Genomic DNA, 24108 nt, shown 5'->3' on the forward strand with positions numbered 1-24108 from the left:
AAGAGTGACAATCCCAAGAAAAAACTACCTTTGGCAAGGTAGTTTTAATTGATGATTATCGTTTCTCCCGTGGGCTGGCTGCCCCCGTCCGATAAAATATCCATTAATGTATTGATGGCCTGTGGGTTGGACCGCTCCAGCGAATCCTCCATGGATTCCTTGTATGAAGGTCTGTAACTGAGTGCATACACATCGATGTCTTCCTTACTGAGCTCGATCGCCGTCGAGTGGGTCAGCGCTTCGATGGCACCCGTCACAGTATAGTATAAATTGCGTTCATAAACTTCTTCAAAGGAAGGTTCAATCACATTGATGATTTTCGCTTCACTTTCATCCTTCAGAAGCGGACGCAGCACTCTTGTGCCGAGATAAGTGCCCCACACGTGCTCATAGACCACTTCGTTGAATTCTTCGAACGTCAAGTCATAGATTGATTTGCTTTCACTGTGGATCGTGTGGATCAGGATGATGCCATTCAGGCTGTCGAAGTCCCGCTCTATTTCAGAGAGCACATTCTGCCAGTCGATTTCCTTCGATTGCTGCAGCAGTACAGCACTGTGATGCCCCCCGGACCCTTCCTGTATCTCTTCGAGCAACCGGTCCAGTGCAACATGGTCCAACCCCGTCAGGATCAGATTGGCACCGACACCCGCAAGGTGTTTGGATAAATCAGAACCAAGAGGCGATGTCGCATTGGCTATGATATAAGTCTTATCATCCAGTCTCATGTTTACCTCCTGCTACTGTGATACCAGTATTATACCCAATCGGACATTGGATTACACAGATTTTCGCCTGCAGGAATTATTCCACGATGACCTCCGAGCTTGGCATCGTGTGCAGTGAGTATGCATCGACATGGGAGATGACGGTGTATGTACCCGCTTCTTCGAAAGTATATTCCACGGTGTACTCGCCGTTACCGGAATGTTCGGCATCGATTTCCTCAACCGTTTCGCCTTCCTCGTCCTGGATTTCAAACATCACACGGTCCGCATCGGTCACATCTTCGTCGTTCGATGTCACATAGGCCGTCAGGACTTCAGTGTCCCCTGCCATGATATGGTCCGGTGCGGCAAGATCGACTTCCAGCGTCCTCATCTCATCGGAGTCGGGCGCATCATGGTTCATTTCCCCGGAGTCCCCGCCGTTGCCGCAGCCTGCAAGGAGGATGCCTGTAAATAATACGAGCAATAAAGATTTAAGTTTCATTTGAAAAACTCCTTTCCTTATCACTATAGCATCTGTTGAAACGGCCGGCCCCCGGAGTTTATAACCATTTTATGACTTTATTTCACTGAGGAGGTTCGCCATTTCGATCGCGGCGGCGGCAGCGTCCGAGCCTTTGTTCCCGAGCTTAGTTCCGGCGCGCTCTATCGCCTGCTCTATCGTCTCCGTCGTGATTACCCCGAACATCACCGGCACATTTGTCGAAAGGCCCGCTTCCATGATGCCGGATGCAGCCTGGCTGCAGACATAATCATAATGGGTCGTGCTGCCCCTTATGACACAGCCGAGGCCGATGATTGCATCATACTTCCCCGATTCCGCCATCTGTTTTGCAGCGATCGGTATTTCGAATGCACCCGGTACATAGGCGAGGTCGATGTCTTCAGCATCCACACCGTGGGCGGTCAGCGTACCTTCCGCACCGGCGATCAGCCTCTCCGTGATAAAGTCATTGAACCTGCCCGCAACGATCGCGACCTTTAAATTTTCACCTTTCATGCCTGTCTGAATGATATTCATTTTGTTTCCTCCTGTAATTGATGGCCGAGCTTCTCTTCTTTGACGTTCAGGTAGTCGGCATTATTGACGTTCGCTTCTATGATGTGACTGCGTCTGTTGACTTCGATTCCTTCCTTTTCAAGGCCCGACACTTTGGCCGGGTTGTTGCTCAGCAGCGTCACCTGGTGGAGTCCGAGGCTTTTCAGCATCCCCGCCGCCGCTTCATAAGTCCTGAGGTCCGCATCAAATCCGAGATGTGCATTGGCCGTCACCGTATCAAATCCCTGCTCGATCAGCTCATAGGCTTTGAGCTTATTCAAAAGGCCGATGCCCCTGCCTTCCTGGCGCATATACAGGATGACGCCGTCTTCGGCACTCATGATTTTCATCGCGAGGTCCAGCTGTTCCCCGCAGTCGCAGCGCTCACTGTGGAAAACATCGCCCGTCAGGCATTCCGAATGAATCCTTACATTCATATTCGCGCGCACTTCCCCGTGAAGGAGCGCGATGTGTTCCTCGCCCGTCACCCTGTCCTTGAAGCCGAACATTTTGAAACTGCCGTATCTGGTCGGCATCTTGACTTCACTGTCCAGCGCCACCCGGTGATTCGAGGCAATATATGCTTTCAGGTCTTCTATCGTGATCATCTTCAGTCCGTGCTTCTCTTTATATGACTTCAAATCGTCGACCCTTGCCATCGTACCATCGTCATTCATGATTTCGCATATGACGCCTGCAGGCTTTGCGTCCGTCAGCCAGCAGAGGTCGACCGCCGCCTCGGTATGCCCCATCCTCTCGAGCACCCCGCCGTCCTTTGCGACGAGCGGGAATATATGGCCGGGTGTATTGAAATCCGCCGACCTTGTGTTGTCGTCAATCAATGCCTGTATCGTATCAAAACGTTCAAATGCACTGATGCCCGTCGTCGTGGACGCATGGTCTATAGAGACGGTGAAGGCCGTGCCGTGCGGATCGCTGTTTTTCTCCGCCATCGGCGAAAGCTCAAGCTTTTGTGCTATGGATTTCGAGATCGGCGCGCAGATCAGGCCGCGCCCGTGCGTTGCCATGAAGTTGATGGACTCCGGCTGCATATATTCCGCAATGCCGACGAGGTCTCCCTCGTTTTCCCTGTCTTCATCATCGACGACGATGATCAGCCTTCCCTGCCTCAAATCTTCGAGCGCTGATTTTATTGAATCAAACATTCAGACCACCTGCTTTCAATAATTCTGCATCGCCGTTTTTAAGCAGATGCTCCACATATTTTACGATTTGATCCGCTTCAATGTTCACCTTATCGCCTGTCGCCTTGTCCGATAATATCGTACGCTCCAAAGTTTCCGGGATGAGGTTCAGCGTGATGACCGACGCCCCGTGATCGACTTCGAATAAAGTGAGGCTTGTGCCGTCGATCGTCACTGAACCCTGATCCGTCATATATTTCATCAGACGTTTCGGGCAAGCCACCTTCATGACCAGGGCGTTGCCGTCATGCCTCAGGGAAACGACTTCCCCTGTGCCGTCGACATGGCCGCTGACGAGATGGCCGCCGAGGCGGTCCGACAATCTCACCGCCCTCTCGAGATTCACCGCGTCGCCGGTCTGGATGCCGTCAAGGCTCGTGATCCGCTTCGTTTCATTGATCATCGTCACCTTGAATGACTCCGGGCTTATGTCATATGCCGTGAGGCAGGCACCGTTCACGGCGATGGAATCACCTTCTTTGATGTCATCGAGCGTTGTGTGTGTGATCTTTATTTCCGTATCTTCCTCTGAACTTCTGATTTCTGCGATTCTGCCTTTTTCTTCAATCAAACCTGTAAACATCTAATTCCTCCTGTAAGTCAATTTTAAATCTGACCGGAGTTTTTCGACGTCTGCAAGTTCCAGCTCAATCGTTTCTTCCATGCCGCTGAGTGCATCTTGAAACAGTTCATGCCTGGACCTGCCAAATAATTTCGGGGCAATGTATAAAATCATCTGGTCGTAAAGTCCGCTCTTGATGAAGGCAGTATGTATCCGGCTGCCGCCTTCAACCAAAACACTGCCGATATCGTAATCAATGTATAACTTCTTCAATATTTCCTCGTATGAAAAATCGCCGTATTCAATATCGTAAACATTATCGAATTCACGATTCTCCTCATTCGATGTGAAGATGACCGGTTTCTCCGGATGCTTTTCCAGGTTCAATCCCTCTGTAAGCATCCGTTCCCCGAGCAGGATGACGGGTCTCGGATGATTCCCCCCGCCCCCGATCCTTGCGGTCAGCATCGGATCGTCACGCATCAGTGTGCCTCCGCCGATGAGTATCGCGTCATGTGAATGACGCAGATGCTGCACATCTTCACGTGCGGACCCGCCGGTGATCCATTTGCTTGTGCCGTCATCAAGTGCCATCTTGCCGTCGAGACTCATCGCACCCTTCAAAGTCACCATCGGCCGTCCGGCCGCCAGGTGGGTGAAGAACGTCTCGTAAAGTGCGTCCGCTTCATAATGCGGCTGATGCTCTGCATAAATCCCGGCCGCCTCCAGCACTTCGTGGCCGGAGACTTTTGGATTTTCATCCTGCACTGCGTAAAACACTCTTTTGATGCCGGCTTTTTTGATGGCATCCGTGCACGGCGGCGTCCTGCCGTGATGCGAACACGGCTCCAGCGTGACATAGATGTCTGCGCCTTCAGGGTCGGTGATGCATGATTTGATTGCACGCACTTCCGCATGATCCGTCCCCATCGCGAGATGGCTGCCTGCGCCGATCACCACGCCGTCTTTTACGATAACCGCACCGACCGGCGGGTTGCGGCGCGTCTGGCCATCTGAAATTTTCGCCATTGCGATCGCTTTTTCCATGTAAATGCCCAAGTCTTCCCTCCTGAAATAAAAAAAGCCCCGATGAAAAAATCTTCATCAGGACTTAAAAATTGTATGCCAAATAATGTGGTGCATGAAAGCAACACAAACTAAACGTATCGTATAAAATACGTCTGCATCATTCTCTCTCCCATCCAGACTCTAACTGTCGGCTTCAGATTTGCACTGAATCAGCCATACGCAATCAAACTGCGTACAGGTCGCGGGCTTTAACCGCCGGTTGGGAATTTCACCCTGCCCCGAAAGAATTATATTCAGTTGAAAAACTCTAACCTAATCATATACGAATAATAGGAATTGTCAACCAAATGAGCCAAATATATTTTACTATTCTGGAAATTTCGATTATCTTTCTGATTTCGGCCTGACTTAATCGATTCGGAGACCGGATTTCGATTATCTCTATACTTTCAGTCCAACTTAATCGATTACAGGACCGGATTTCGATTATCTTCATGATTTCACATCGACTTAATCGAATTTTGAAGGTGCCGCCTCCCGCCACTATATAAAAAAGCCCCGCGGAAACCGGCAAGTTTCCCGTGGGGCTCTTCTAAAATATTTTAAGTTTCAAATACGAAGTCATCATCCTGCAAAGGCTCGACGTTCAATGCAAGCACATAGCCGTCGCCTTTTACACTGAAGAAGTCGTGGTTCTTGGTCGTCGTATCCAGTGCGTTTTCAATGATCGGGTTGAATCCTTTTTCTTCATAGTAAGGTTCGAAACCGAGGTTTGCGAGTGCTTTATTGGCGTTGTATGTGACATAGTTCATGACGTCATCCGTCAGGCCGATCTTGTCATAAAGTTCTTTAGTATACTCCGCTTCATTTGCGTAAAGATCTTTCAGCATCTCATACATTTCCGTATCCGCACGCTGCTGCTCCTCCTGTGACATCTCGCCCCTCAGGCTCTGTGCATCCAGTCCGACGAAGACGCCGTGGATGGATTCGTCAAGCAGAATTTTACGGATGACTTCACCGCTTGTCGTCATGCGTCCCTGCCCCGCCAGGTAAAGCGGATAATAGAAGCCTGAATAGAAGAGGAATGATTCAAGGAACACCGATGCAACACGTGCCATATACTGATCATAGATGGATGCATTCCTGTCGAACAGCTTATGGTAGCGGCTCACGATCTTGTCGGATTTATACACAAGATGTTTATTGTTCGGCACCCATTCATCCAGCAGTTCATTCGTTTCCTTTGAAGAAATCAGGGTGGAGAAGATATGCGAATATGATTTCGCATGGACCTGCTCCATCATCCCCATGAATGAGTAGACCGCCTTTTTACGCAGGTCGTCCGTATGCAGCAGGATGAGCGGCATGCCGTCATCCGCCTGATGTGTGTCGAGACCCGTCAGGCCTGCAAGCACCTTTTTGAAAGTGTCCTTTTCATCATCAGACATCCCCGACCAGGAACTTAAGTCTTTTGATACTTTGAATTCGGACTCCACCCACATTTGTGAGATGTTCTGGCGCCAGAATACATTGGTCATGTCATCTTCTTTATTCCAGTTTACTGCTATCATTTATATGACTCCTTCATCTATTAAACTGAACAGCTTGTACATTCTTCAACGCTGAGTAATTTGTTTCTCGTATAGTACAGTGATTTGAGACCTTTATGATGTGCATAAATATACAGTCTCGAAAGTTCGCGCGTTGAAATTTCCGAGTTTACGTAAAGGATTGTACTGATGCCCTGATCAATATGTTCCTGGATCGTTGCGATCAGGTCGATCAGTTTCATCTGATCCACGTTGAATGCACTCTTGTAGAACCACATGTTCTCTTTCGACAGGAACGGCATCGGGTAGAATGTTTCCGAGTTGCCGTACGTCCTGCGTTCGATCGTGTCCACGATCGGCATGACCGAACTTGTCGCGTTCTGTACATAGGAGATGCTCTGTGTCGGCGCGATCGCCAGGCGGTAAGCATGATAAAGACCGTTTTCCTTCACCTGGTCGCGCAGTTCCGCCCAGTCTTCCGGCGTCGGGACATGAATCCCCTCGAATAAAGGCTTCACTTTGTCCGTTTTCGGTTCATATGAATGATTCACATATTTCTCGAAGTACTCGCCCGTCGCATAATCCGAAAGTTCAAAGTCCTTGAACGTCTCGCCGCGCTCGGTTGCGATCATCATCGATTTTTCAAGTGAATGGTAGTTGAGCATCATGAAGAAGACATTGGCAAAGTCTTTTGCTTCTTCGGATTCATAGGCAATTTTATTTTTAGTCAGGTAACCGTGGAGGTTCATCGCACCGAGACCGACGGAATGCAGTTCATCATTCGCTTTTTTGACGCCCGGCGCATTTGCGATTTCAGTGTCGTCGCTTACGACCGTCAACGCTTCGATGCCGTCGTGGACGGATTCGCGTATTTTCTTCGAATCCATGACGTTCGCGATGTTCAGTGAACCGAGGTTACATGAAATATCCCTTCTGATTTCATCTTCGATGCCGTAATCATTGATCGTTGAAGTCTCCTGCAGCTGGAAGATTTCTGTACACAGGTTGCTGATCTTGATGTCGCCGATTTCTTTCAGCGGGTGCACCTTGTTGGCATTATCTTTGAACATGATGTAAGGATAGCCCGACTGGAGCTGTGTCTGTGCAATCGTGTTCAGCATGTCACGCGCATCAAACTTGCGCTTTTTGACGTTGTCGTTCGCAACCAATTTATCGTACATTGCATCAATGTCCATATCATCGAGAGTTTCCCCGTACTCCCTTTCGACCGTGTGCGGTGCGAACAGGTAGAATGGCTCATTGTTTTTGGCCAGTTCGAAGAATTTGGACGGTATGACGAGCCCTGTCGAGATCGTTGCAAGGCGAAGATCCTCATCCGCGTTCACTTTTTTGGTGTCGAGGAATTCAGGCAGGTCGTAATGGAAGATGTTCAGGTAAACTGCACCTGCGCCCGGACGCTGGCCCAGCTGGTCGGCGTAACCGAATCCGTTCTCCAACGCCTTGGCCACCGGGAGCACCCCTTTTGCCACGCCTTCGATGCCTTTGATCGCCTCGCCGCGTGCACGCAGTTTGGATAAGTTGATCGCGACACCGCCGCCGATCTTCGACAGCTGTTTTGCAGTCGAATCGATATAGTTGATCGAATTCAGGCTGTCATCCGTCTCCAGGAGGAAGCATGACACCATCTCTCCGCGGCGCGCACGGCCCGCATTCAGGAAGGTCGGTGTCGCAGGCTGGTAGCGCTGCTCAATCATCGAATTGATCAGACGCTTCGCCTGGTCCGTATCGCCTTTGGAGAGATACAGGGCGACGATCACGACGTGCTGCTTATAGTCTTCCAGGTAATGCTTCTTATCATTCGTCTTCAATGTGTAGTCTTTGAAGAACTTGCTCGCCGCCATGTAGCTCTTGAATTGGAACGGCAGTGAATTTGCATAGTCCACGATCTCGGTGACCTGCTCCTCGGTATACTCCTTGAACAGATCATAATAAAAATCATTGTCGACCAAATAGTGGAGCCTTTCGAGTTCGGTATCAAAATGAATCGTCTTATCCTCCACTTCCTCCATGAAGACCTCCAGTGCCTCCAGGTCCTTATGGAGCTGGTAAAATCCGGATTCATCCCTTTTCGTCACTTCATTATTAAGTTCAATGTGATTGTACTTCTTCTCGTCCAATACTTTCATTAAAACTCCCTACTTTCTCTTTAAATGATTCTCTGTCTTTTTCCGAGCCGTGTAATTCAAATTTCATCAGCAGCGGCACACGGTACTGTTCCCGGATATGCTCACCCGCTTTGGCAAAATTGCTCCCCCAGTTGCGGTTGCCGCTAGACGCCACGGCCAGCAGACCGGCATGGTTCACCTGAAGAAAACTTTCAACGGGGTCCGGCACGCCGCCGAAGCCGTAAGTGCTGGTCACCAGTACAAAGGGTTCTGAAATCTTATCATTTTTGTTTGCTTCAGTAATCTCGTATAATTCATACTGTGCTTCCAGATTTGAGCCTTTTATGAACCGTCTGACGTTACCGGTCATGGAATAGAATGCAATCATCACACCGTCCATCCCCCTTCACAATCATACTACCCTGAAAACAAAGAAAACGAACATACGTTCGAATGTCTTCAGCCGTCTGTATGTTTTATCCAGACATCACATTATTAGTGTATACCACAATATATGGTGCCCCAAAATATTTTCACACACTATATATTGTTTTGTTAGTTTTATCTTGCCATAAAGAAATTTATTTATCAATGGAAAAATTTCCTTATTTCATTAAGTTTCATGGCGTAATTTACACCCGGAATTCAGCTAAGCACTGGTGCGGCTATGATATACTGTATCAGTAAATATTTAATATTTTTTTTAAGGTTTTTAATTCCCCTTTTTTTATTGAAATTTAATGCAAACTTAAAATAAGGAGTTCTGATCTGCAATGAGCAACACTACAAAAGGCATCATCGCGCTGCTTATATCATCGCTGGGCTTCAGCCTGATGGCCTTCTTCGTCAAGTACAGCGGCGACCTGCCGACCGTACAGAAAACGTTCTTCAGAAATTTCATATCCATGGGGATTGCTCTTGCCTTCGTCATCTATTACAAGGAGAAACTCTTCGGCCATAAGGAGAACCAGGGGCTGCTGCTCCTCCGGTCCACCCTCGGACTTGCCGGTGTGCTTTTGAATTTCTATGTGATCGACCGCATGGTGCTGAGTGATGCCGAGATCCTGAATAAGATGAGCCCGTTTTTCACGATCCTTCTGTGTGCGATCTTCCTCAAGGAATACATAAGGAGATACCAGATGAGCTCCATCATCATCGCCCTTGCCGGGGCCGTCTTCATCATCAAGCCCTCAATGTCGAGTGATACCATCTATGCGCTGCTCGGACTGCTCGGTGCTTTGATGGCTGCCGGTGCATATACGGTCTTAAGGGTGCTCGGCAGCCGTGAGAGGTTCTATACGGTCGTATTTTACTTCTCCGCATTCTCAACAGTGGCGCTGCTGCCGTTTTTCATCTACCAGTATGAGCCGATGACCTTCGACCAGTGGATCATGCTCATACTTGCCGGCATATTTGCAGCGTTCGGCCAGTTCGGCCTGACGATCGCCTACAGTTTCGCACCGGCCAGGGAAATATCGATATTCTTCTACTCGACCATCATTTTCACGGCCCTGCTCAGCATCTTCATATTGGGCGAGGTGCCGGATGCCCTGTCCTTCATCGGCTATTTCATCATATTCGGGGCAAGCTATTATATGTATATGAAGAACCGCAGGCCGAAAGAGGCCTGAGAGGTGGCTGCATCCATTAAAATGACGATCAATCCATTGGAATTGATCGTCGTTTTTTTATTTTTTAAGTGGGGATTCCCTTTTTCCCCTCTATTTTGTAGGCATCCTGTTTTTCCTTGTGCTGTTTGATGATCTTCAAAAAGTGCGGGCAGTAGTGCTTCAGCTTATAATTGCCGACACCGTCGATCTTTATCATGTCCTGTTTGGACACGGGCATCTTTTTGGCAAATTCTTTTAATGTCGCATCGGTGAATATGCTGCCCGGCTCCAGCCCGCGTTTTTTTGCGAGCGCCGCCCTTTTGCCGACAAGCTTCTGATACAATTTCTCATTGGGCGAGGAAGCGGTGGAGATCTCCACCTTCTCTTTGAGCTGCTTGCGGAAAGGTACGGTATAGATATCGGCCTCACCCGACAGCACTTCCCGGCTCTTCTCCACCAGCCGGAGGTGCTGGTCTTCGTGATGGAGGTACCCGCTCAGAATCAGTTCATCCAGAATATGATGGACCTCCCCGGTCAGATAACTGGACATGCTGCCGAAATGAGGGGACTGGTCCAAAGCGTCCGAAATGACATCCTCGCTGCGTTCCCCCCTCAGCACCTGGATGATATGTTCTTTTGTCAGGGAGGGTCCGGTATGACGGATCAGCTCCAGCACCGCCGCCGCCTCCTCTTTCATATTGTAGGTGCGTTCTGTGCTCAGACAGTTCCCGCAGCGGCCGCATGAAGTCACATATTCATCCGCATCAAAATATTTCACCATGAAGCTCATCAGGCATTTCGATGTGCGGTTGTACTGGATCATCTTATCCAGTTTGCTGCGCATATGATCTTTATGCTGCTCGGACCCGTTTGATCGGTCGATGAAGAACTGGTGCAGGTTCACATCACGCTGACTGGAGAGGAGGATGCATTCACTGATCCTCCCATCACGGCCGGCACGGCCGATTTCCTGATAATAGCTCTCAAGGTCGCCCGGCAGATTATGATGGATGATGAAGCGGATATCCGGCTTGTCGATCCCCATGCCGAAAGCATTTGTCGCGACGACGACCGGGACGTCACCGGTCAGGAATGCATGCTGGTTGACATCCCGCTCCTTTTTGCCGAGGCCGCCGTGGTAGATCACATTATTTACACCATGGTCGGCCAGGTAGGCTGAAATCTTTTCGACTTCGGCCCTTGTGGCCGCATAGACGATGCCTGAAACATCCCCGCGTTCCTCGATGTAGGAAAGTATGAACTGATCCCGCTGGTACGTCTTGTTCACCGATAAATGCAGATTATCGCGTTTGATGCTGGAAAGCACCACATTTTCATCACAGATGTCCAGAAGCTCCTGTATATTCTCCTGCACCTCTTCGGTCGCCGTCGCCGTCAGGGCGACGAAAGCCGCATCCGGTATCAGTGCATTGATCGTCGGAATGACCTCCTGGTAGCTCGGCCTGAAATCATGACCCCATTTGGAGATGCAGTGCGCTTCGTCAAAGGCGACGAGCGGTATGTCCAGCTTTCCGACAAACTCGCGGAACTCATCGTTGTTGAAGCGTTCGGGCGCCACGTATAAAAATTTATACCGGCCTTCGAGCCCCTCCCTCATGATGCGTTCCTCATCTTTTTTCTTCAATGTGGAATTCAAATATTCCGCAGGAATGCCCATCTGCTTAAGGTTTCCGACCTGATCCTTCATCAAGGAGATCAATGGCGATATGACAAGGGTCACGCCTTCGGCCTGCAGGCCCGGCACCTGGAAACACAGTGATTTCCCCGACCCGGTCGGTAAAACGCCAAGGGTGTTCGCGCCACTGTTTACAGCCTCGATGATCTGACGCTGTTTGGGCCTGAATGTCTTGAATCCAAAGTATTTTTTCAATGTCATCTCTATCATAACTTCATCCCACCGTTTAAAGCCTGATTTTCACAATAATTAATGATATACATTATACATGATTTCCGGGTTCTTTTGTTGGATTAATCATCATTTAAAAAATAAAAACATCTGGAAATACTCCAGATGTTCCGCTTTACATTTTTTCCTTGACCAGTTCTTTTGATAATTTGTAATCGATCGCTTTGAAAAGGCTCTTCACCCACAGGTCCTGGGCATATAAATTCGCGTGTGCGTCACCACAATCGATCACTTTGAATTTCAGCCTGGACCCCGCCCGCTTCTGCGACAATTTATGCATATGATACGACGGTATCGTGCCGATATGTTCAGCCGTCGTCGCCTGATTGAAGTCATTCAGTGCAAGTATCGGTGCGCCGTCCGCCAGATACAGCCCGCCTTTGATGCCGGGATGCACGATGTTCGAAGGTGCCGGAGTGATTTTCTTACCCGTCAGGTGCAGCGATACCCTGTTCTTCTCTTTTGAGACGGTGAATTCCGCATTTTCCAGCATTTCATACACTTCATCGCTGACGTCCGGACGCCTCACGAGATGGAACAAGTCTGAGATGTATATCTCAACGAGTGAATAGATGTCCACGCCCCAGTTCACCATATTCTTATTGCGGAGCATATTGAACAGTTCATCATGCCGGACGGTATAATCCCGGCGCATCACCACTTCATCCCCCGATTTCAGGATGTTGGATCCCTCGGCTTCGATGCCGCCCGCCACCGCCAGATAAATCCTGTTGCCCCTCGGGGTATCCACGAATTCCAAAACATCACCGCGGTCGAAAAAGTAAATCCTGTTCGGATGGACCGGCTGGCCATTGCAGCGCCCGACGAATTCCGCACCTGAAAATGCAATGATCGTCGGCTCTGTGAACTTGATAGTTGCCGGCCTCACCGTCATCTCGATGGTCAGGTCGTCCGCCGCGTTTCCGACAAGCTGGTTCGCCAGCTGATGTGCAAGTCTGTCACATGCACCGTTATATTCGCTTCCTCTTGATGAAGGTCTTTTATCCAAGCTTTGAACGATTGAAAACAGGCCGCTGTCCTGAATGATTAAACTCACTTTAAAAACCCCTTCTCAATTAGAAAATTGCGTGCTTCCTCCACCACGATATCACAAGGTTCAATCGTATTGTGGGCTTCCATGATCGTCACGGGTTCGTACATGAAAGTCAATGTATGCTCGGTCGTGATCATCTCGTTCAGATATACATGTTCCGTCTTATTGAATGCATTGTTCAGACGTTCGAGCACAGCCGCGTCGATCACTTCATTCTGCTGATATGTAACCGCACGGTCACCATTGGCAAAAAACATCTTCGTCCCTCCAGAAATTAATTATTATAGAAAAAGTCCAGTTCCCCGGCTGCGAATCCGGTGATATTGGTCATGATGAAATAAACGATCATCATCGCTGCGATCAGACCGACAAAGCCGACCAGTACACCAATCATCTTAAGGTTATTTTCAATTAGATATGTTACGACAAAATGTGTGAATAGTACGATACCGATCAGCAGCAGTATCAGCAAAAAAGTTAACATCTTTTCACCTCTGTATTGTTAGTCTGATCTTCAGCCAACCACGGACACTATTAATCATATGGACGGAAATCCGGCCTGCTTCGTACTTCTCGATGAAGTCATCCACGATGTAATCTTTCTCAGTGACCTTTCCCTCATCCAGCAGGGTCCGCCTCATCACACCGTTCAAAATACCGGTATTTAAAGATGGCGTGAAGTACTCCCCTTCCTCCTGGATGACGAGATTGCCTATATTGAACTCTGTCAGCTGTCGTTTTTCATTATAGTATAAAACGATCTTGAAATCATCGTCCGGTATTTTGTAATGATACCTCACTGTCGTCTTATTCTCAATGAATTCCGGTACCCCGGACATCGGTTCCTGATGCAGCAGGGCGCGGGCAGCCCCTTCATCCGATATGGGTGCATGGGAAATCTTCAGGTCCCCGTGCTGATCCTGCGTCACCCGGAGCTTATACAGGCCGTCCATCAGAACGCGGGATTCCACATAATGACGGACTTTGCCGGTGAAGTCCGCCGGTTTGAAATTGAAATTTTCAGCTGATGACCGGAGCCGTGCTGCATGAGTGTCGATGCGCGCGACAACCCCGTCTTCAAGTCGCATCGACTCGATCAGTTCAAACTGGGCATTTTTCAAAAAGGCCGTCTTCGCAACGATCTCATCATATTCCGAAGCCGGTATGGAATCATATGTGATGCCGCCGCCTGCACCGTATACGTACTCTCCGCCGTCGATGTAAAGTGTCCTGATGGGTACATTGAAAACCATTTCCCCGCCCGGATACATTATGCCGAGTGTACCGCAGTAATATTTTCTTTCCGTCGCCTCAAGGGCATTGATGATGTTCATCGTCGACGTTTTGGGCGCTCCGGTGATCGAGCCGCACGGGAACAGACCCGCCATTATATCGTTGATGCCCGCGCCCTCCTTCAGTTCCGCTTCGACGGTGGACGTCATCTGGAAGACGGTCGCATATTCTTCTATTGTGAAAAGTGCCGGCACGCTGACACTGTTTTTGGCAGCCACCTTTGAAATGTCATTCCTGAGCAGATCCACGATCATCACATTTTCCGCCATATCCTTCTTAGATTCTTTCAGGAACATGCGGTTCTCTTCATCCTCGGACCGGCTTCGGCCCCGCGGTGCCGTCCCCTTCATGGGACGGGTCCTGATCGTCCTGTCTGCATCCACCTCAAAGAACAACTCAGGTGAGCAGCTGATGATCTGCTCGTCCCCATATTCGATGTACATGGCGTAGTCCCCGTTGTTTGAAGACATCAGCGTTTCGAATAAAGTGTGCCCGTCCCCGCGGAACTTCCCTTTCAGTCTGGTTGTATAGTTGACCTGGTATGTGTGGCCGTCGCGGATATATTCCCTGACCTGCTCGATGTTTTGAATGATCTCATCACGGGATTGCGTGAACTCCGGCTCGGTCATCTCATATGCCCCGGCCTCCCGTGCGCCCATGAACGTCGCATGGTCGCATTCATCTTCAAACACTCCGATGATGAACTGTTCCCCCTCAGGGGCGAAGGATTCGTACGTCACCGCACTGATTACATAATATCCGTCGTTCATGTAAGCTTCGGCTGCCGCCAGTGCCTCGTCCAGACGATGTGTCTTTTCGGTCATCGTCCGGACAGGATCGATGAAGTACAAATCCCGGACTTCTGAATTTCTTTTGAATTTCGAATGTACGTGCACTGTCAGGCCTCCAATGCTATCTTGATAAAATTGAATAACTGCTTCCTGCCATCCGAAGAGAGGATGGCCTCAGGGTGATACTGGACCCCGTAAATCGGATGCTTCACATGCTGGATCGCCATGTTCACACCGTCATCGGATTTTGCGGTGACCTTGAATTCACTGCTTTCCCCCGCACACACCAGTGAGTGGTACCGTGTCACGGTGAGCGGCATGCCCACATCTTCAAATATGAATTCGCCCGTATGGGAAATCTCATACGTATGGCCGTGGACCGGACGTTCCCCGCGGACGACCTCGCCCCCGGCCATATGCCACAGCATCTGGTGCCCGAGACAGATGCCGAATATCGGCAGCCGGCCCCAGTGCCGCGAGACAAAATCAATCACATCCTGCCTGTCGGCGGGATGTGATGGTCCAGGTGAAATGATGATGCCGATGATGTTGTCCGCTCCCGGTGAAACTTCGTGCAAGAGATCCGGGGTCCTCACCATGATCTCCACACCGTAGGGATTGGATTCCATGTAATGCACGAGATTATATGTGAATGAATCGTAATTATCTATCATAAGTATCTTCATAATTTTTCAGTATGTCCTTTTGTTTTTCTACATTTTAGCATATGTTCAATGATTTTATCGTTTGAAAAGGGCATCCGGCCATTTTCAGAATTATTTTAAATGTAACAATGAGGGTTAAAACTCATCTCAGGGGGTATCTTATTTCTAGATAGATCAATATAAAGTATTTCATATTTATTTTAAGGAGGACTTCAAAATGGGTTGGATTATAACTCTAATAGTCGGCGGACTGATCGGCTGGGCTGCAGGAGCAATTTTAGGCAAGGATGTTCCTTTCGGCATTATCGGCAACATCATTGCCGGGCTGGTTGGTGCCTCCATCGGTAACGCACTCGGACTCGGTATCGGACCGGAAATCGGCGGTGTCAGCATCATCGGCGGACTGATCGGTGCCATCATTCTTATTCTTGTGATTTCTTTGATACTCAAAGCATTCAGTAAAGATAAGTCTGCAAAAGATGCCAACAGAAGAAGATAATTTGAAGATGACTAAAACCTGAGCGCCTTTGGCCTCAGGTTTTATTTATCCCTATCGGACTTCGTCTCTTCTATGAGCCAGCGCTTCCTGCCGTCTCCGCCTCTGCCGGCAAGCCTCTCCGCCCTGATTTCTTCAAGCTCTTTCCGCATGTCTTCATTTTCCAGTAAATAGTTCTCCTGCCTGATCTCTTCAAGCTTTCTCTCTTCCATCATCTTCTGCAGCTGCAGCTTCTCTTTTTCCTGGTCATAGTCTCTCCTTATGCCGTAGAAAGCGACACCTGCCAGACTGACGATTCCGAGGCCGCCGAGACCGACGAGCCCCATGATGACATCAAAAAAACCCATGTCCAAAACACCTACAATTCTTTGTCTTCACTGTCACGGATCAGCCACTTATCTTCTTTCACCCTGTTCTCTTCCTTCAGCGCCCGCTGTTCCTTGATCTGATCGAGCTCAAGGCGCATCTGTTTGTTTTCAAGCAGGTAATTTTCCTGCTTCAGCATTTCCAGTTCCTTCTCTTCCCTCAGCTGTTTGATCTTCAGCTTCTCATCCTTTTGATCCGAGCCCCTTTTGATCGCATAAAGCGGGATGGAGAAAAAAAGTATGACCGGTACAGTTGCAATCAAGAATTCAAAAAATCCCATAGCCTCACCCCTCATCTATGATTTTACCATTATTCCTGCGAAAAATAATCATGAAACGCACAGGACCGCCTGCGGGATGAAGATTGGTGCCGGGACGAAAAAACCGCTGAATATGATTCAGCGGTTTCCAGGGTGTGCCATTATTTATCTTCATCTTCCTGGTCATCATTATGCGCAACATTATAGCCTTTCATAAGCGCGACCAGCTTGATTGTATGATTGTCGGCTTCCAGTACAATCCATTTATCTTTCTCGGTATTGATGTAATCATCAACATCGATATCCGCATTGATGCTCTGCATCCATCCGCCGATCGTATCGATGTCCTCACTGTTCTCGAATTCGATTCCGAAGTCGTCACGGAGATCGTCGATCAGGACACGCCCGTTGATATGGTAGATGTTGTCCTCGACCTTGACGATGTCGGGTTCTTCATCATCATCGAATTCATCACGGATTTCCCCGACGATTTCTTCAAGTATATCCTCCATCGTGATCATCCCGGCGGTGCCGCCGTATTCATCGATGATCAAAGCGATGTGCACGCGTTCGCGCTGCATTTTGATCAATGCATCACTGATGCGTGACACTTCGGTGATGAGCGGAATTTCATGTATATAGTTTTCGGGTTCCAGATTGCTGTTCGACACATGGTTCGTCAAAAATTCACGGACATTGATGAAACCGATGATCTGGTCCTTATCCCCGCTGTCATCCGTAATCGGATATCTGGTATAGTTATGTTCCTTCACAGCAGCAAGTACATCATCAATCTCGACGGGCTCCGTCAGTGTAATCATCTGGGTCCTCGGGACCATGATATCTTTTGCGAGCCTTTCATCGAATGAAAAGATGTTCTGCATATAAGCGAGTTCCGTCTGATTGATTTCACCACTCTGATAACTGTTCGTCATGATGATCTTCAGCTCTTCCTCGGAGTGCGCCTGCTCAGTCGGCATATCCTTGAAACCGACGAGCCTGAGTAAAAATCTCGAAGTTCCATTCATGGACCAGATGAGCGGCTTCATGATCACGCCGAAGAAGTACATCGGCCTTGCGAAAGCCATGGCCATCTTTTCTGCATATTGTATCGCCACAGTCTTAGGGGCGAGTTCCCCGACAACGACGTGGATGAATGTGACGATCGCGAATGCTGCTGCCACGACAAACGGCGTCATTAAATCTTCAGGTATTCCAATCAGATTGAACAACGGATGAAGGATCACTTCAAACGTCGATTCACCGATCCACCCGAGTCCAAGTGCCGTCACGGTGATGCCGAGCTGACAGGCCGACAGATAATAATCCAGCTTCTGTGTCATGGATTTGACCAGTGCAGCTTTCTTGTTCCCTTCATCTATCAGATTATCCAGGCGCGACTGCCTGGATTTCACCAATGAGAATTCAGAACCGACAAACAGCATTGTCAGTAATATTAATAATACGAATAAAGCTAAATTTAATAAGGTTGATATGTCCAAAATGTTCCCTAAAAGGGATTCACCTCCGGTAATTTTTGACCGCGATTGTGCAATATTGAGTCATTGTGAGGGACATAATCATCACTTAACAGCGTAAATAATAAGCCAGCTTTCAAAATTGCCTTCCCAATTGCGGTCACCTCCACCAAAAGTTAATAATTAAGAGTATTTTACCACATATGCAGATGTAAATACTATTAAAGATGAACTTATATTTCAATGGATTTTCATATGTATATAAACTTATATTGAAATCGCATATACTTTTGTCATATAATATGAATAGCAGGCTTTTCAGAGGAAATTAAGGTGGTGTTATGATGGATAATTCAAATTTGGATGATAGACTTTGCTTCAATCTGTACAATATCCAGCGTCGGGTGAACCGCTTCTATTCCGACCATGTACTGCATGACACTGATTTGACATATACACAGTATCTCGTTCTGACACTTCTGTGGCAGCACGAGAAGCTCAACTTGAAATCCATTGCGGAACTGCTTCAGCTTGATAACGCAACAGTATCCCCCTTGATCAAACGCATCGAATCTGCGGGCTATGTGAAACGCGAGAAGGATATTTATGATCAGAGGCATGTATATATCACAGCAACCGAGGCAGGGAAAGAACTGGAGGAGAAGATCGGCAAGAGGCACACCATCTTCATCGATAATCTGTCTCTCGAGGCAGATGAGATCCAGAATCTTCTGGATACGCTGAAGCTGATTGACTCGGATTTAAATAAATTAAAAACCACTCAGCATTGATTAATGCTGAGTGGTTTTTTTATCTGCCCTTGATCAGTCCGAAGGCGATTGTACCGTGTCCCACATGCACGCCCGCCACTGTGACGAGGGGCTCAAAGACAAGCTTCAAGTCCGGCAGAGCATCACGGACCGTCTTCTCCCATTCATCTGCAAGCGACCGTCCCCCTGCATAGACGATGGCAAGCGTTTCGAGTCCATCCCTCTTCATATGATCCTCCAGCACCTGCAGCATATGGGAGACCATTTTCTTCTTCGTCCTCACTTTATGGCCCACCACGACTTTGCCGTCTTCGAACCTGAGCTGCAGCTGCACTTTGAGCAAAGAGGCAAGCATCGACTGGGAAGCCGAGACCCGGCCGCTCTTCTTCAGTTGTGAAAAGCTGTGCGGCAGCAGGTACAGCTGTGAATTGCTGATGATTTCATTGATCTCCGCTTCAACTTCTTCCAGGCTTTCACCGTTCCTGCGGCCTTCAACAGCACGGGCCACCATCTGCCCCATCGGGTAGCTGCCGATTTTGGAATCGATGACCGTGACCGGTTTTTCAATCTCCTCCGAGACGCTGAGCGCACTCTGGTATGTGCCGGTCAGCTCACTCGATGCATGGATTGAGATGATGGAATCATATTCATCATTTTCTTCGATCTCATTGAAGATTTCCATGAATTCACCGATGGTCGGCTGGGACGTCTTGGCGCCTTCACCGCTCTCTTTCAGTAACTCATATATTTCAGCCACGGACTTGTCCAGGCCTTCCTTGTAGGCGATTCCTTCAACGATCACTGACATCGGCAGTACTTTGATGTCGTGTTCATCAATGAAGGACTGCGCCAGCCCGGCTGCCGAGTCCGTTACGATAGCATATTTTTTCATGGTGACCCTCCTTTTTATCCTGTTAATTGTAGCATGGCACGAAGCCCCCTACAAATATTCCGCAAAGCGCCTCACCGCTTCAGCGGTGGCGCCCCCGCGGGCCATGAGCTCACCATAGCCGCCGCTTTCGATGATGCGGCCGGCCTCCATGAAATGGATGACATCAAATCGGTCCAGATGGGACAAATCATGTGTGCTGACGATCGCTGTAGGTGTGTCGAAAATCTTCCGCCACACTTTTTCCTGCAGCTCGCGGTTCAGTTTGGCCGACGGCTCGTCCAGCACCCACCAGTCCTTATCTTCAAGGATCATACGGATCAGATGCAGCCTTTTCTTCTCCCCGCCGGATAATTGTCCGGTGAAGTAGATGAAATCATCCAGCTTGAAATGCTCAAGCTCAAACTCGGCAAGCAGGTGCTCCATCTCCTCATCGGAAGATTCGAAGTGGCCGAACATCGTCAGGTTATCCCGTATGGTCGCGTTGTAGAAATCAAGATGCTGCGGCATGACGGCCATATCCTTCTGTCCGATGATCTGATTGAGCAGGGTCGTCTTCCCCGAGCCGCTGCTGCCGATGATGGCATGCTTCTCGCCGGGATTCACGGTGATGTCCACATCGGACAACGCCTCATATGCACCGGCAGGATATTTGTAGGAAACATTTTCAAGTGTGATGCTTTCGTCCGAAATCTTCCTCCCATCAGCCGCACCCGGCGCCGGACGTTCGATCTCGCCGACTTTCCTGTGCGTGTTGAAGAAGCGGCCCGCCGGTTCGACGACCGGGGTCAGCACTTCAAAATAGCTGATGACGAGCAGGATCAGCATAGGGATGAGGAATACATCATCATTCTGCATGAGGAAGATGATCAGGACGATGGTGCCGATCTGCGCAAGCCCTGTAAGGAGCTCGATGACCGCCTCTTTCAGGCTGTCCTTGTTTTTATTGTGCCTTATCGAATCCAGCTGCCTGGAAATTTCGCTCTGCACCGCCTTATTCTTATTGTCGACGAAAAGGTCGGGGAAACCGTGGATGAACTGGTAAGTCTTCATGAATGCGTTCTGATCGAGCGTCCTGTAATCCGCATCGATTTTTTCATGCCATATGCTGAATATGAGGGGGAATACTATGAGCATGATGAGTGAGAGCACCAATGCCGTGATCACGATCTGCACATCGATCAGACCCGCTAACAGGATGACGAATATCGACACGAGTGCCGCCATAATATACGGATAGATGATCGTGATGTAATAATCCTCGATGTCCTCGAAATATCTGCTCAACGTCTGGATGAACCTGACGCTGTGCATATCCTCATCACTGTTCAGCGATGATTCGAAGTAGCGCGAGCGCATCCTTGAAATCAGCTTGAAGGTCGAATTGTGCGACAAGAGCCGCTCCAAATATTTCAGTCCGCCCTTCGCCATGCCGAACAGTTTGATCACGGCAATGATGAACAGGATGACGAATATCGGCGGTTCAAAGAAGCTGAGGCTGATCATATAGCCGCTCAATGCAAAAATCGAAATGCCGATCAGGCTGCCGATCACCCCGAGGATGATGCTGTAGATGATATGTTTTTTTTCATTTTTGAGATAGCTCATCAAATATCACCTCTTCTGATCTGTCCATTTTCGAGATGATGATGGGTGTCGCTGATGCCGAGCAGCCTCCTGCGGTGAACGACCGCAATGATGGTCGAAAACGCCTTGAACCCTTCCAGATACTTGAGTATCAGGCTTTCAGTCTCCGCATCGAGAAACTCCGTCGGTTCATCCATCACGATGATCCGGGGCCGCTTCAAAAGCACCCTCGCGATTTTCAATCGTACGATCTCCCCGCCTGAAAACGGCACGTTGTTGTTGATGATCGGCGTATGGATGCCTTCCTTCAGCTTCGAGACGCTTCCCGCAAGCTTCAGGTCTTCCAGTATCCCCAACACCGCATCTTCAGAGGCGGTCCCGTCCGACAGATACTCATACAGGGTGCTGTCATTGAAATAAATATCATCTGAAATATAGCCGATATCATACGAGGCCACCCTGACCTCGCCTGCAAGCGGCGGCATCAGGCCGACGATCGACCGGAGCAGTGTCGTCTTGCCCCCGCCGGAAGGTCCGGTGATGGCGTTGATCGTATTCGGTTCAAATCCGATATTGACGTCCCTGATCATTGTATTGTCCGGAAAGCCGATTTCCACGTCATGGAGCGCCACTGCAGCCCCGTCGTCCGCCTGCGTCCTGTATTCCGGTGCCTGGCCCGGCTGCTTGAGCCACTCGTTGATCTTATCCTTGTGGCCCCTTGCCAGCTGGCCATTATGGAATTCCACCCCGAGCACCTTCAGTGCATTGTAGAATTCCGGTGCAAGCAGCAGCGTGAAGAAGGCCGCGTAAAATGTTATGTTCTCAAAAAAGATGATCTGAAGTCCCAGTTCAAGCGCCACGAGGCCGATGCCGAGTATCGTGATGAACTCGAGCATCAATGAGGACTGGAATGCGAATTTCAGGATCTTCATCGTCTGGGAGACGAAATCTTCATTATTCTCATCAAGCTTTGCACTGACCGTGCCTTCTGAACCGGTGTTGCGCACCGTATCCTTTCCCCGCACCAGATTCAAAAACAATGTGCCCATATCATCGAACTGGGAGGCCTGCCTGTAGGCCTCATCTCTTGTCTGAAGGCCGACCAGCACGTAATAAAGCGGCACGAAAGGTGCCGTCAAAAGCAGTATGATGGCGGCGTTCATATGGACGAAGAACAAAGCGATGATGATGACAACAAGTTTCACCATCGTATTCACGATCGTCGGGATGAAGACACTCTCAAATGGACGGTACTTCTCCATATGGATGAAGAGTGCGTTCAAAAAGGATTCCGACTTTTTATTCGTCGTATCGTCCACCCGCTGAAGCAGGCGGTCGCCGAGCGATGCCATGCGTGAATTCGCCACGTATGCCGTGACATACTTATAGATGGCCCGCATTGAGACGAACGCTGCAAAAAATACAAGCATCCAGATGAGATGCTCCATCGGCAGCACCTGGTCACCGACGATGAAATCGGACAAGATCAATGAAAGATGATGTCCGAAAAGAATATAAAATATGACGATCATCAAAGATATGACCGCAAATGAAATCAACCATTTCCTAGGGTATTCCAACTTCATCTATAACGCTTCCCAATAAAAAATTTGAAAAAAACGTGAAGGTGCCCTTCACGTTTCTCTCCTATCCACCTATATAACTCATATTGATCTTCTTGCGTGCATTTCTGCTCTCTTCTGTGATTTCGGTCCTGATCTCGGAATAGCGGTCGTCACGCTCATTCCATACTCCTGTGAGTATATCCGTCAGCTCATCATCATCGATGCCCTGGCGCATCAGCGTCTTGATGTCGAAACCGTCGACTGCGAACAGACAGCCGTAGAACTTGCCGTCCGATGATAATCTTGCACGTGTGCATGTCGAGCAGAAACTTTCAGATACACTCGTGATGAATCCTATATAGGATTCCGCATCCTTATGGCGGTAGACTTTGGCCACTTCACCGTAATACTGCGGGTTGAGCGGCTCAAGATCGAACTCCCCTTCAGCTTCAAGCATCTCCATTATCTCTTTTTTGGTGATCACTTTCTCGAAGTTCCAGCCGTTGTCATTGCCGACGTCCATGAACTCGATGAAACGGAGTGTGATGCCGTCAAGATCTTTGAAGTACCGCGTCATCGGTACGATTTCGTGGTCGTTCAGACCTTTCTGGACCACCATGTTGATCTTGATCTCGAATCCGATGGACTGCGCATATTTGATCTGTTCCAGTATTCTCGATGTACCGATGCCCCGGTCGTTGATCTGGCCGAACAGTTCGTCATCTAAAGCGTCGAGGCTGATGTTCAGCCTGCGCAGCCCGGCATCATATAATTTCTGTCCGTGTTTTTTAAGCAGCAGGCCGTTTGTCGTCAGTCCGATATCTTCAATGCCTTCAATCGCATTAAGTGATGCGATCAGCTCATGCAGGTCTTTCCTGAGCAATGGTTCACCGCCGGTGATGCGCAGTTTCTTTACGCCCATTCCTGCATAGATCGTGGCGATCCTCTCAAGTTCTTCAAAGGACAACAGCTGGTCCCTTTTCATGAACTCAAAGTCATCCCCGAAAATTTCCTTGGGCATGCAGTAGCGACATCTGAAATTACATCTGTCCGTGACAGAAATCCGGAGGTCCCTGATCGGCCTTCCGAATTTGTCTGTAATTTGCTGAGTCATAGCAT

General features: G+C 48.9%; 25 protein-coding genes and 1 riboswitch. Of the genes, 3 read left to right on the plus strand and 22 right to left on the minus strand.

The annotated features are described in order from the left end of the window. Positions 1-44: 44 nt before the first annotated feature. The 9 genes from LPW40_RS12680 to nrdI all read right to left on the minus strand — a co-directional run bounded on the left by LPW40_RS12680 (position 45) and on the right by nrdI (position 8630). Positions 45-728: an SDR family NAD(P)-dependent oxidoreductase gene (locus LPW40_RS12680; protein ID WP_230822612.1), complete on the minus strand. Its 684-nt coding sequence runs from the start codon at positions 726-728 to the stop codon at positions 45-47. 76 nt (positions 729-804) lie between these two features. Beyond that, complete coding sequence (locus tag LPW40_RS12685) at positions 805-1212, minus strand: FixH family protein (RefSeq protein WP_230822613.1); 408 nt, start codon at positions 1210-1212, stop codon at positions 805-807. 69 nt (positions 1213-1281) lie between these two features. After that, positions 1282-1749 (minus strand): 6,7-dimethyl-8-ribityllumazine synthase, encoded by a 468-nt coding sequence (gene ribH / locus LPW40_RS12690; RefSeq protein ID WP_230822614.1) that lies wholly within the window; start codon positions 1747-1749, stop codon positions 1282-1284. Further along, positions 1746-2933 (minus strand): 3,4-dihydroxy-2-butanone-4-phosphate synthase, encoded by a 1188-nt coding sequence (gene ribB / locus LPW40_RS12695; RefSeq protein WP_230822615.1) that lies wholly within the window; start codon positions 2931-2933, stop codon positions 1746-1748. Before ribB ends, ribH begins: the two co-directional genes overlap by 4 nt. Beyond that, complete coding sequence (locus LPW40_RS12700; protein ID WP_230822616.1) at positions 2926-3555, minus strand: riboflavin synthase; 630 nt, start codon at positions 3553-3555, stop codon at positions 2926-2928. Before LPW40_RS12700 ends, ribB begins: the two co-directional genes overlap by 8 nt. Next, positions 3556-4593 (minus strand): bifunctional diaminohydroxyphosphoribosylaminopyrimidine deaminase/5-amino-6-(5-phosphoribosylamino)uracil reductase RibD, encoded by a 1038-nt coding sequence (gene ribD, locus LPW40_RS12705; RefSeq protein ID WP_230822617.1) that lies wholly within the window; start codon positions 4591-4593, stop codon positions 3556-3558. A gap of 127 nt (positions 4594-4720) precedes the next feature. Next, positions 4721-4853, minus strand: a riboswitch (FMN riboswitch). 312 nt (positions 4854-5165) lie between these two features. Next, positions 5166-6134 carry a class 1b ribonucleoside-diphosphate reductase subunit beta gene (gene nrdF, locus LPW40_RS12710; RefSeq protein WP_230822618.1) on the minus strand — a complete coding sequence of 323 codons (969 nt, stop codon included), beginning with the start codon at positions 6132-6134 and terminating at the stop codon, positions 5166-5168. A 20-nt stretch (positions 6135-6154) separates the two neighbouring features. Beyond that, complete coding sequence (gene nrdE, locus LPW40_RS12715; protein WP_230822619.1) at positions 6155-8260, minus strand: class 1b ribonucleoside-diphosphate reductase subunit alpha; 2106 nt, start codon at positions 8258-8260, stop codon at positions 6155-6157. After that, positions 8223-8630, minus strand: coding sequence for a class Ib ribonucleoside-diphosphate reductase assembly flavoprotein NrdI (gene nrdI, locus LPW40_RS12720; protein WP_230822719.1), 408 nt, complete (start codon positions 8628-8630; stop codon positions 8223-8225). The genes nrdE and nrdI overlap by 38 nt, the downstream gene beginning before the upstream one ends. A 382-nt stretch (positions 8631-9012) precedes the next feature. Here nrdI and LPW40_RS12725 point away from each other — a divergent pair, with 382 nt between their 5' ends. Further along, a complete protein-coding gene (locus tag LPW40_RS12725) occupies positions 9013-9870 on the plus strand; it encodes a DMT family transporter (RefSeq protein WP_230822620.1) in 858 nt (285 codons plus the stop codon). A 64-nt stretch (positions 9871-9934) separates the two neighbouring features. Here LPW40_RS12725 and recQ read toward each other — a convergent pair whose 3' ends face one another. The 6 genes from recQ to LPW40_RS12755 all read right to left on the minus strand — a co-directional run bounded on the left by recQ (position 9935) and on the right by LPW40_RS12755 (position 15588). After that, positions 9935-11755 (minus strand): DNA helicase RecQ, encoded by a 1821-nt coding sequence (gene recQ / locus LPW40_RS12730; RefSeq protein ID WP_230822621.1) that lies wholly within the window; start codon positions 11753-11755, stop codon positions 9935-9937. 136 nt (positions 11756-11891) lie between these two features. Further along, positions 11892-12833 carry a 5-oxoprolinase subunit C family protein gene (locus tag LPW40_RS12735; protein ID WP_230822622.1) on the minus strand — a complete coding sequence of 314 codons (942 nt, stop codon included), beginning with the start codon at positions 12831-12833 and terminating at the stop codon, positions 11892-11894. Next, positions 12830-13087, minus strand: coding sequence for a hypothetical protein (locus tag LPW40_RS12740; protein ID WP_230822623.1), 258 nt, complete (start codon positions 13085-13087; stop codon positions 12830-12832). The genes LPW40_RS12735 and LPW40_RS12740 overlap by 4 nt, the downstream gene beginning before the upstream one ends. 17 nt (positions 13088-13104) lie before the next feature. Further along, positions 13105-13314, minus strand: a complete 210-nt coding sequence (locus tag LPW40_RS12745; protein WP_230822624.1) for a hypothetical protein — start codon at positions 13312-13314, stop codon at positions 13105-13107. Positions 13315-13318: 4 nt separating this feature from the next. Then, entirely contained in the window at positions 13319-15019 is a 1701-nt protein-coding gene (gene pabB, locus LPW40_RS12750) for an aminodeoxychorismate synthase component I (protein ID WP_230822625.1), read from the minus strand. Between the two features lie 2 nt (positions 15020-15021). Continuing rightward, on the minus strand, positions 15022-15588 hold the full coding sequence (locus LPW40_RS12755) for an anthranilate synthase component II (RefSeq protein WP_230822626.1): 567 nt from the start codon (positions 15586-15588) through the stop codon (positions 15022-15024). Between the two features lie 208 nt (positions 15589-15796). Between LPW40_RS12755 and LPW40_RS12760 the strand changes: the two genes are divergently transcribed. Further along, positions 15797-16078, plus strand: a complete 282-nt coding sequence (locus tag LPW40_RS12760; protein ID WP_097042313.1) for a GlsB/YeaQ/YmgE family stress response membrane protein — start codon at positions 15797-15799, stop codon at positions 16076-16078. Between the two features lie 41 nt (positions 16079-16119). Here the strand turns inward: LPW40_RS12760 and LPW40_RS12765 are convergent, their stop codons facing one another. The 3 genes from LPW40_RS12765 to LPW40_RS12775 form a co-directional block, all read right to left on the minus strand. Continuing rightward, complete coding sequence (locus LPW40_RS12765) at positions 16120-16422, minus strand: hypothetical protein (protein WP_230822627.1); 303 nt, start codon at positions 16420-16422, stop codon at positions 16120-16122. An 11-nt stretch (positions 16423-16433) separates the two neighbouring features. Further along, positions 16434-16721, minus strand: a complete 288-nt coding sequence (locus LPW40_RS12770) for a hypothetical protein (RefSeq protein ID WP_230822628.1) — start codon at positions 16719-16721, stop codon at positions 16434-16436. 140 nt (positions 16722-16861) lie between these two features. Then, on the minus strand, positions 16862-18202 hold the full coding sequence (locus tag LPW40_RS12775) for a hemolysin family protein (protein WP_230822629.1): 1341 nt from the start codon (positions 18200-18202) through the stop codon (positions 16862-16864). A gap of 320 nt (positions 18203-18522) precedes the next feature. Between LPW40_RS12775 and LPW40_RS12780 the strand changes: the two genes are divergently transcribed. Beyond that, positions 18523-18969, plus strand: coding sequence for a MarR family winged helix-turn-helix transcriptional regulator (locus LPW40_RS12780; RefSeq protein WP_230822630.1), 447 nt, complete (start codon positions 18523-18525; stop codon positions 18967-18969). Between the two features lie 19 nt (positions 18970-18988). On the opposite strand, the gene LPW40_RS12785 is transcribed toward LPW40_RS12780, so the two are convergent. The 4 genes from LPW40_RS12785 to moaA form a co-directional block, all read right to left on the minus strand. After that, complete coding sequence (locus LPW40_RS12785; protein ID WP_230822631.1) at positions 18989-19840, minus strand: DegV family protein; 852 nt, start codon at positions 19838-19840, stop codon at positions 18989-18991. 48 nt (positions 19841-19888) lie between these two features. Next, the gene (locus tag LPW40_RS12790) at positions 19889-21445 is read right to left on the minus strand and encodes an amino acid ABC transporter ATP-binding/permease protein (protein WP_230822632.1); all 1557 of its coding nucleotides are present in this window, start codon (positions 21443-21445) and stop codon (positions 19889-19891) included. Further along, the gene (locus LPW40_RS12795; protein WP_230822633.1) at positions 21445-23010 is read right to left on the minus strand and encodes an ATP-binding cassette domain-containing protein; all 1566 of its coding nucleotides are present in this window, start codon (positions 23008-23010) and stop codon (positions 21445-21447) included. The genes LPW40_RS12790 and LPW40_RS12795 overlap by 1 nt, the downstream gene beginning before the upstream one ends. A 61-nt stretch (positions 23011-23071) precedes the next feature. Next, entirely contained in the window at positions 23072-24103 is a 1032-nt protein-coding gene (moaA, locus tag LPW40_RS12800; protein ID WP_230822634.1) for a GTP 3',8-cyclase MoaA, read from the minus strand. Between the last annotated feature and the right edge of the window lie 5 nt (positions 24104-24108).

The organism is Salinicoccus halitifaciens (assembly GCF_021026095.1).
GTDB classification, from domain to species: Bacteria; Bacillota; Bacilli; order Staphylococcales; family Salinicoccaceae; genus Lacicoccus; species Lacicoccus halitifaciens.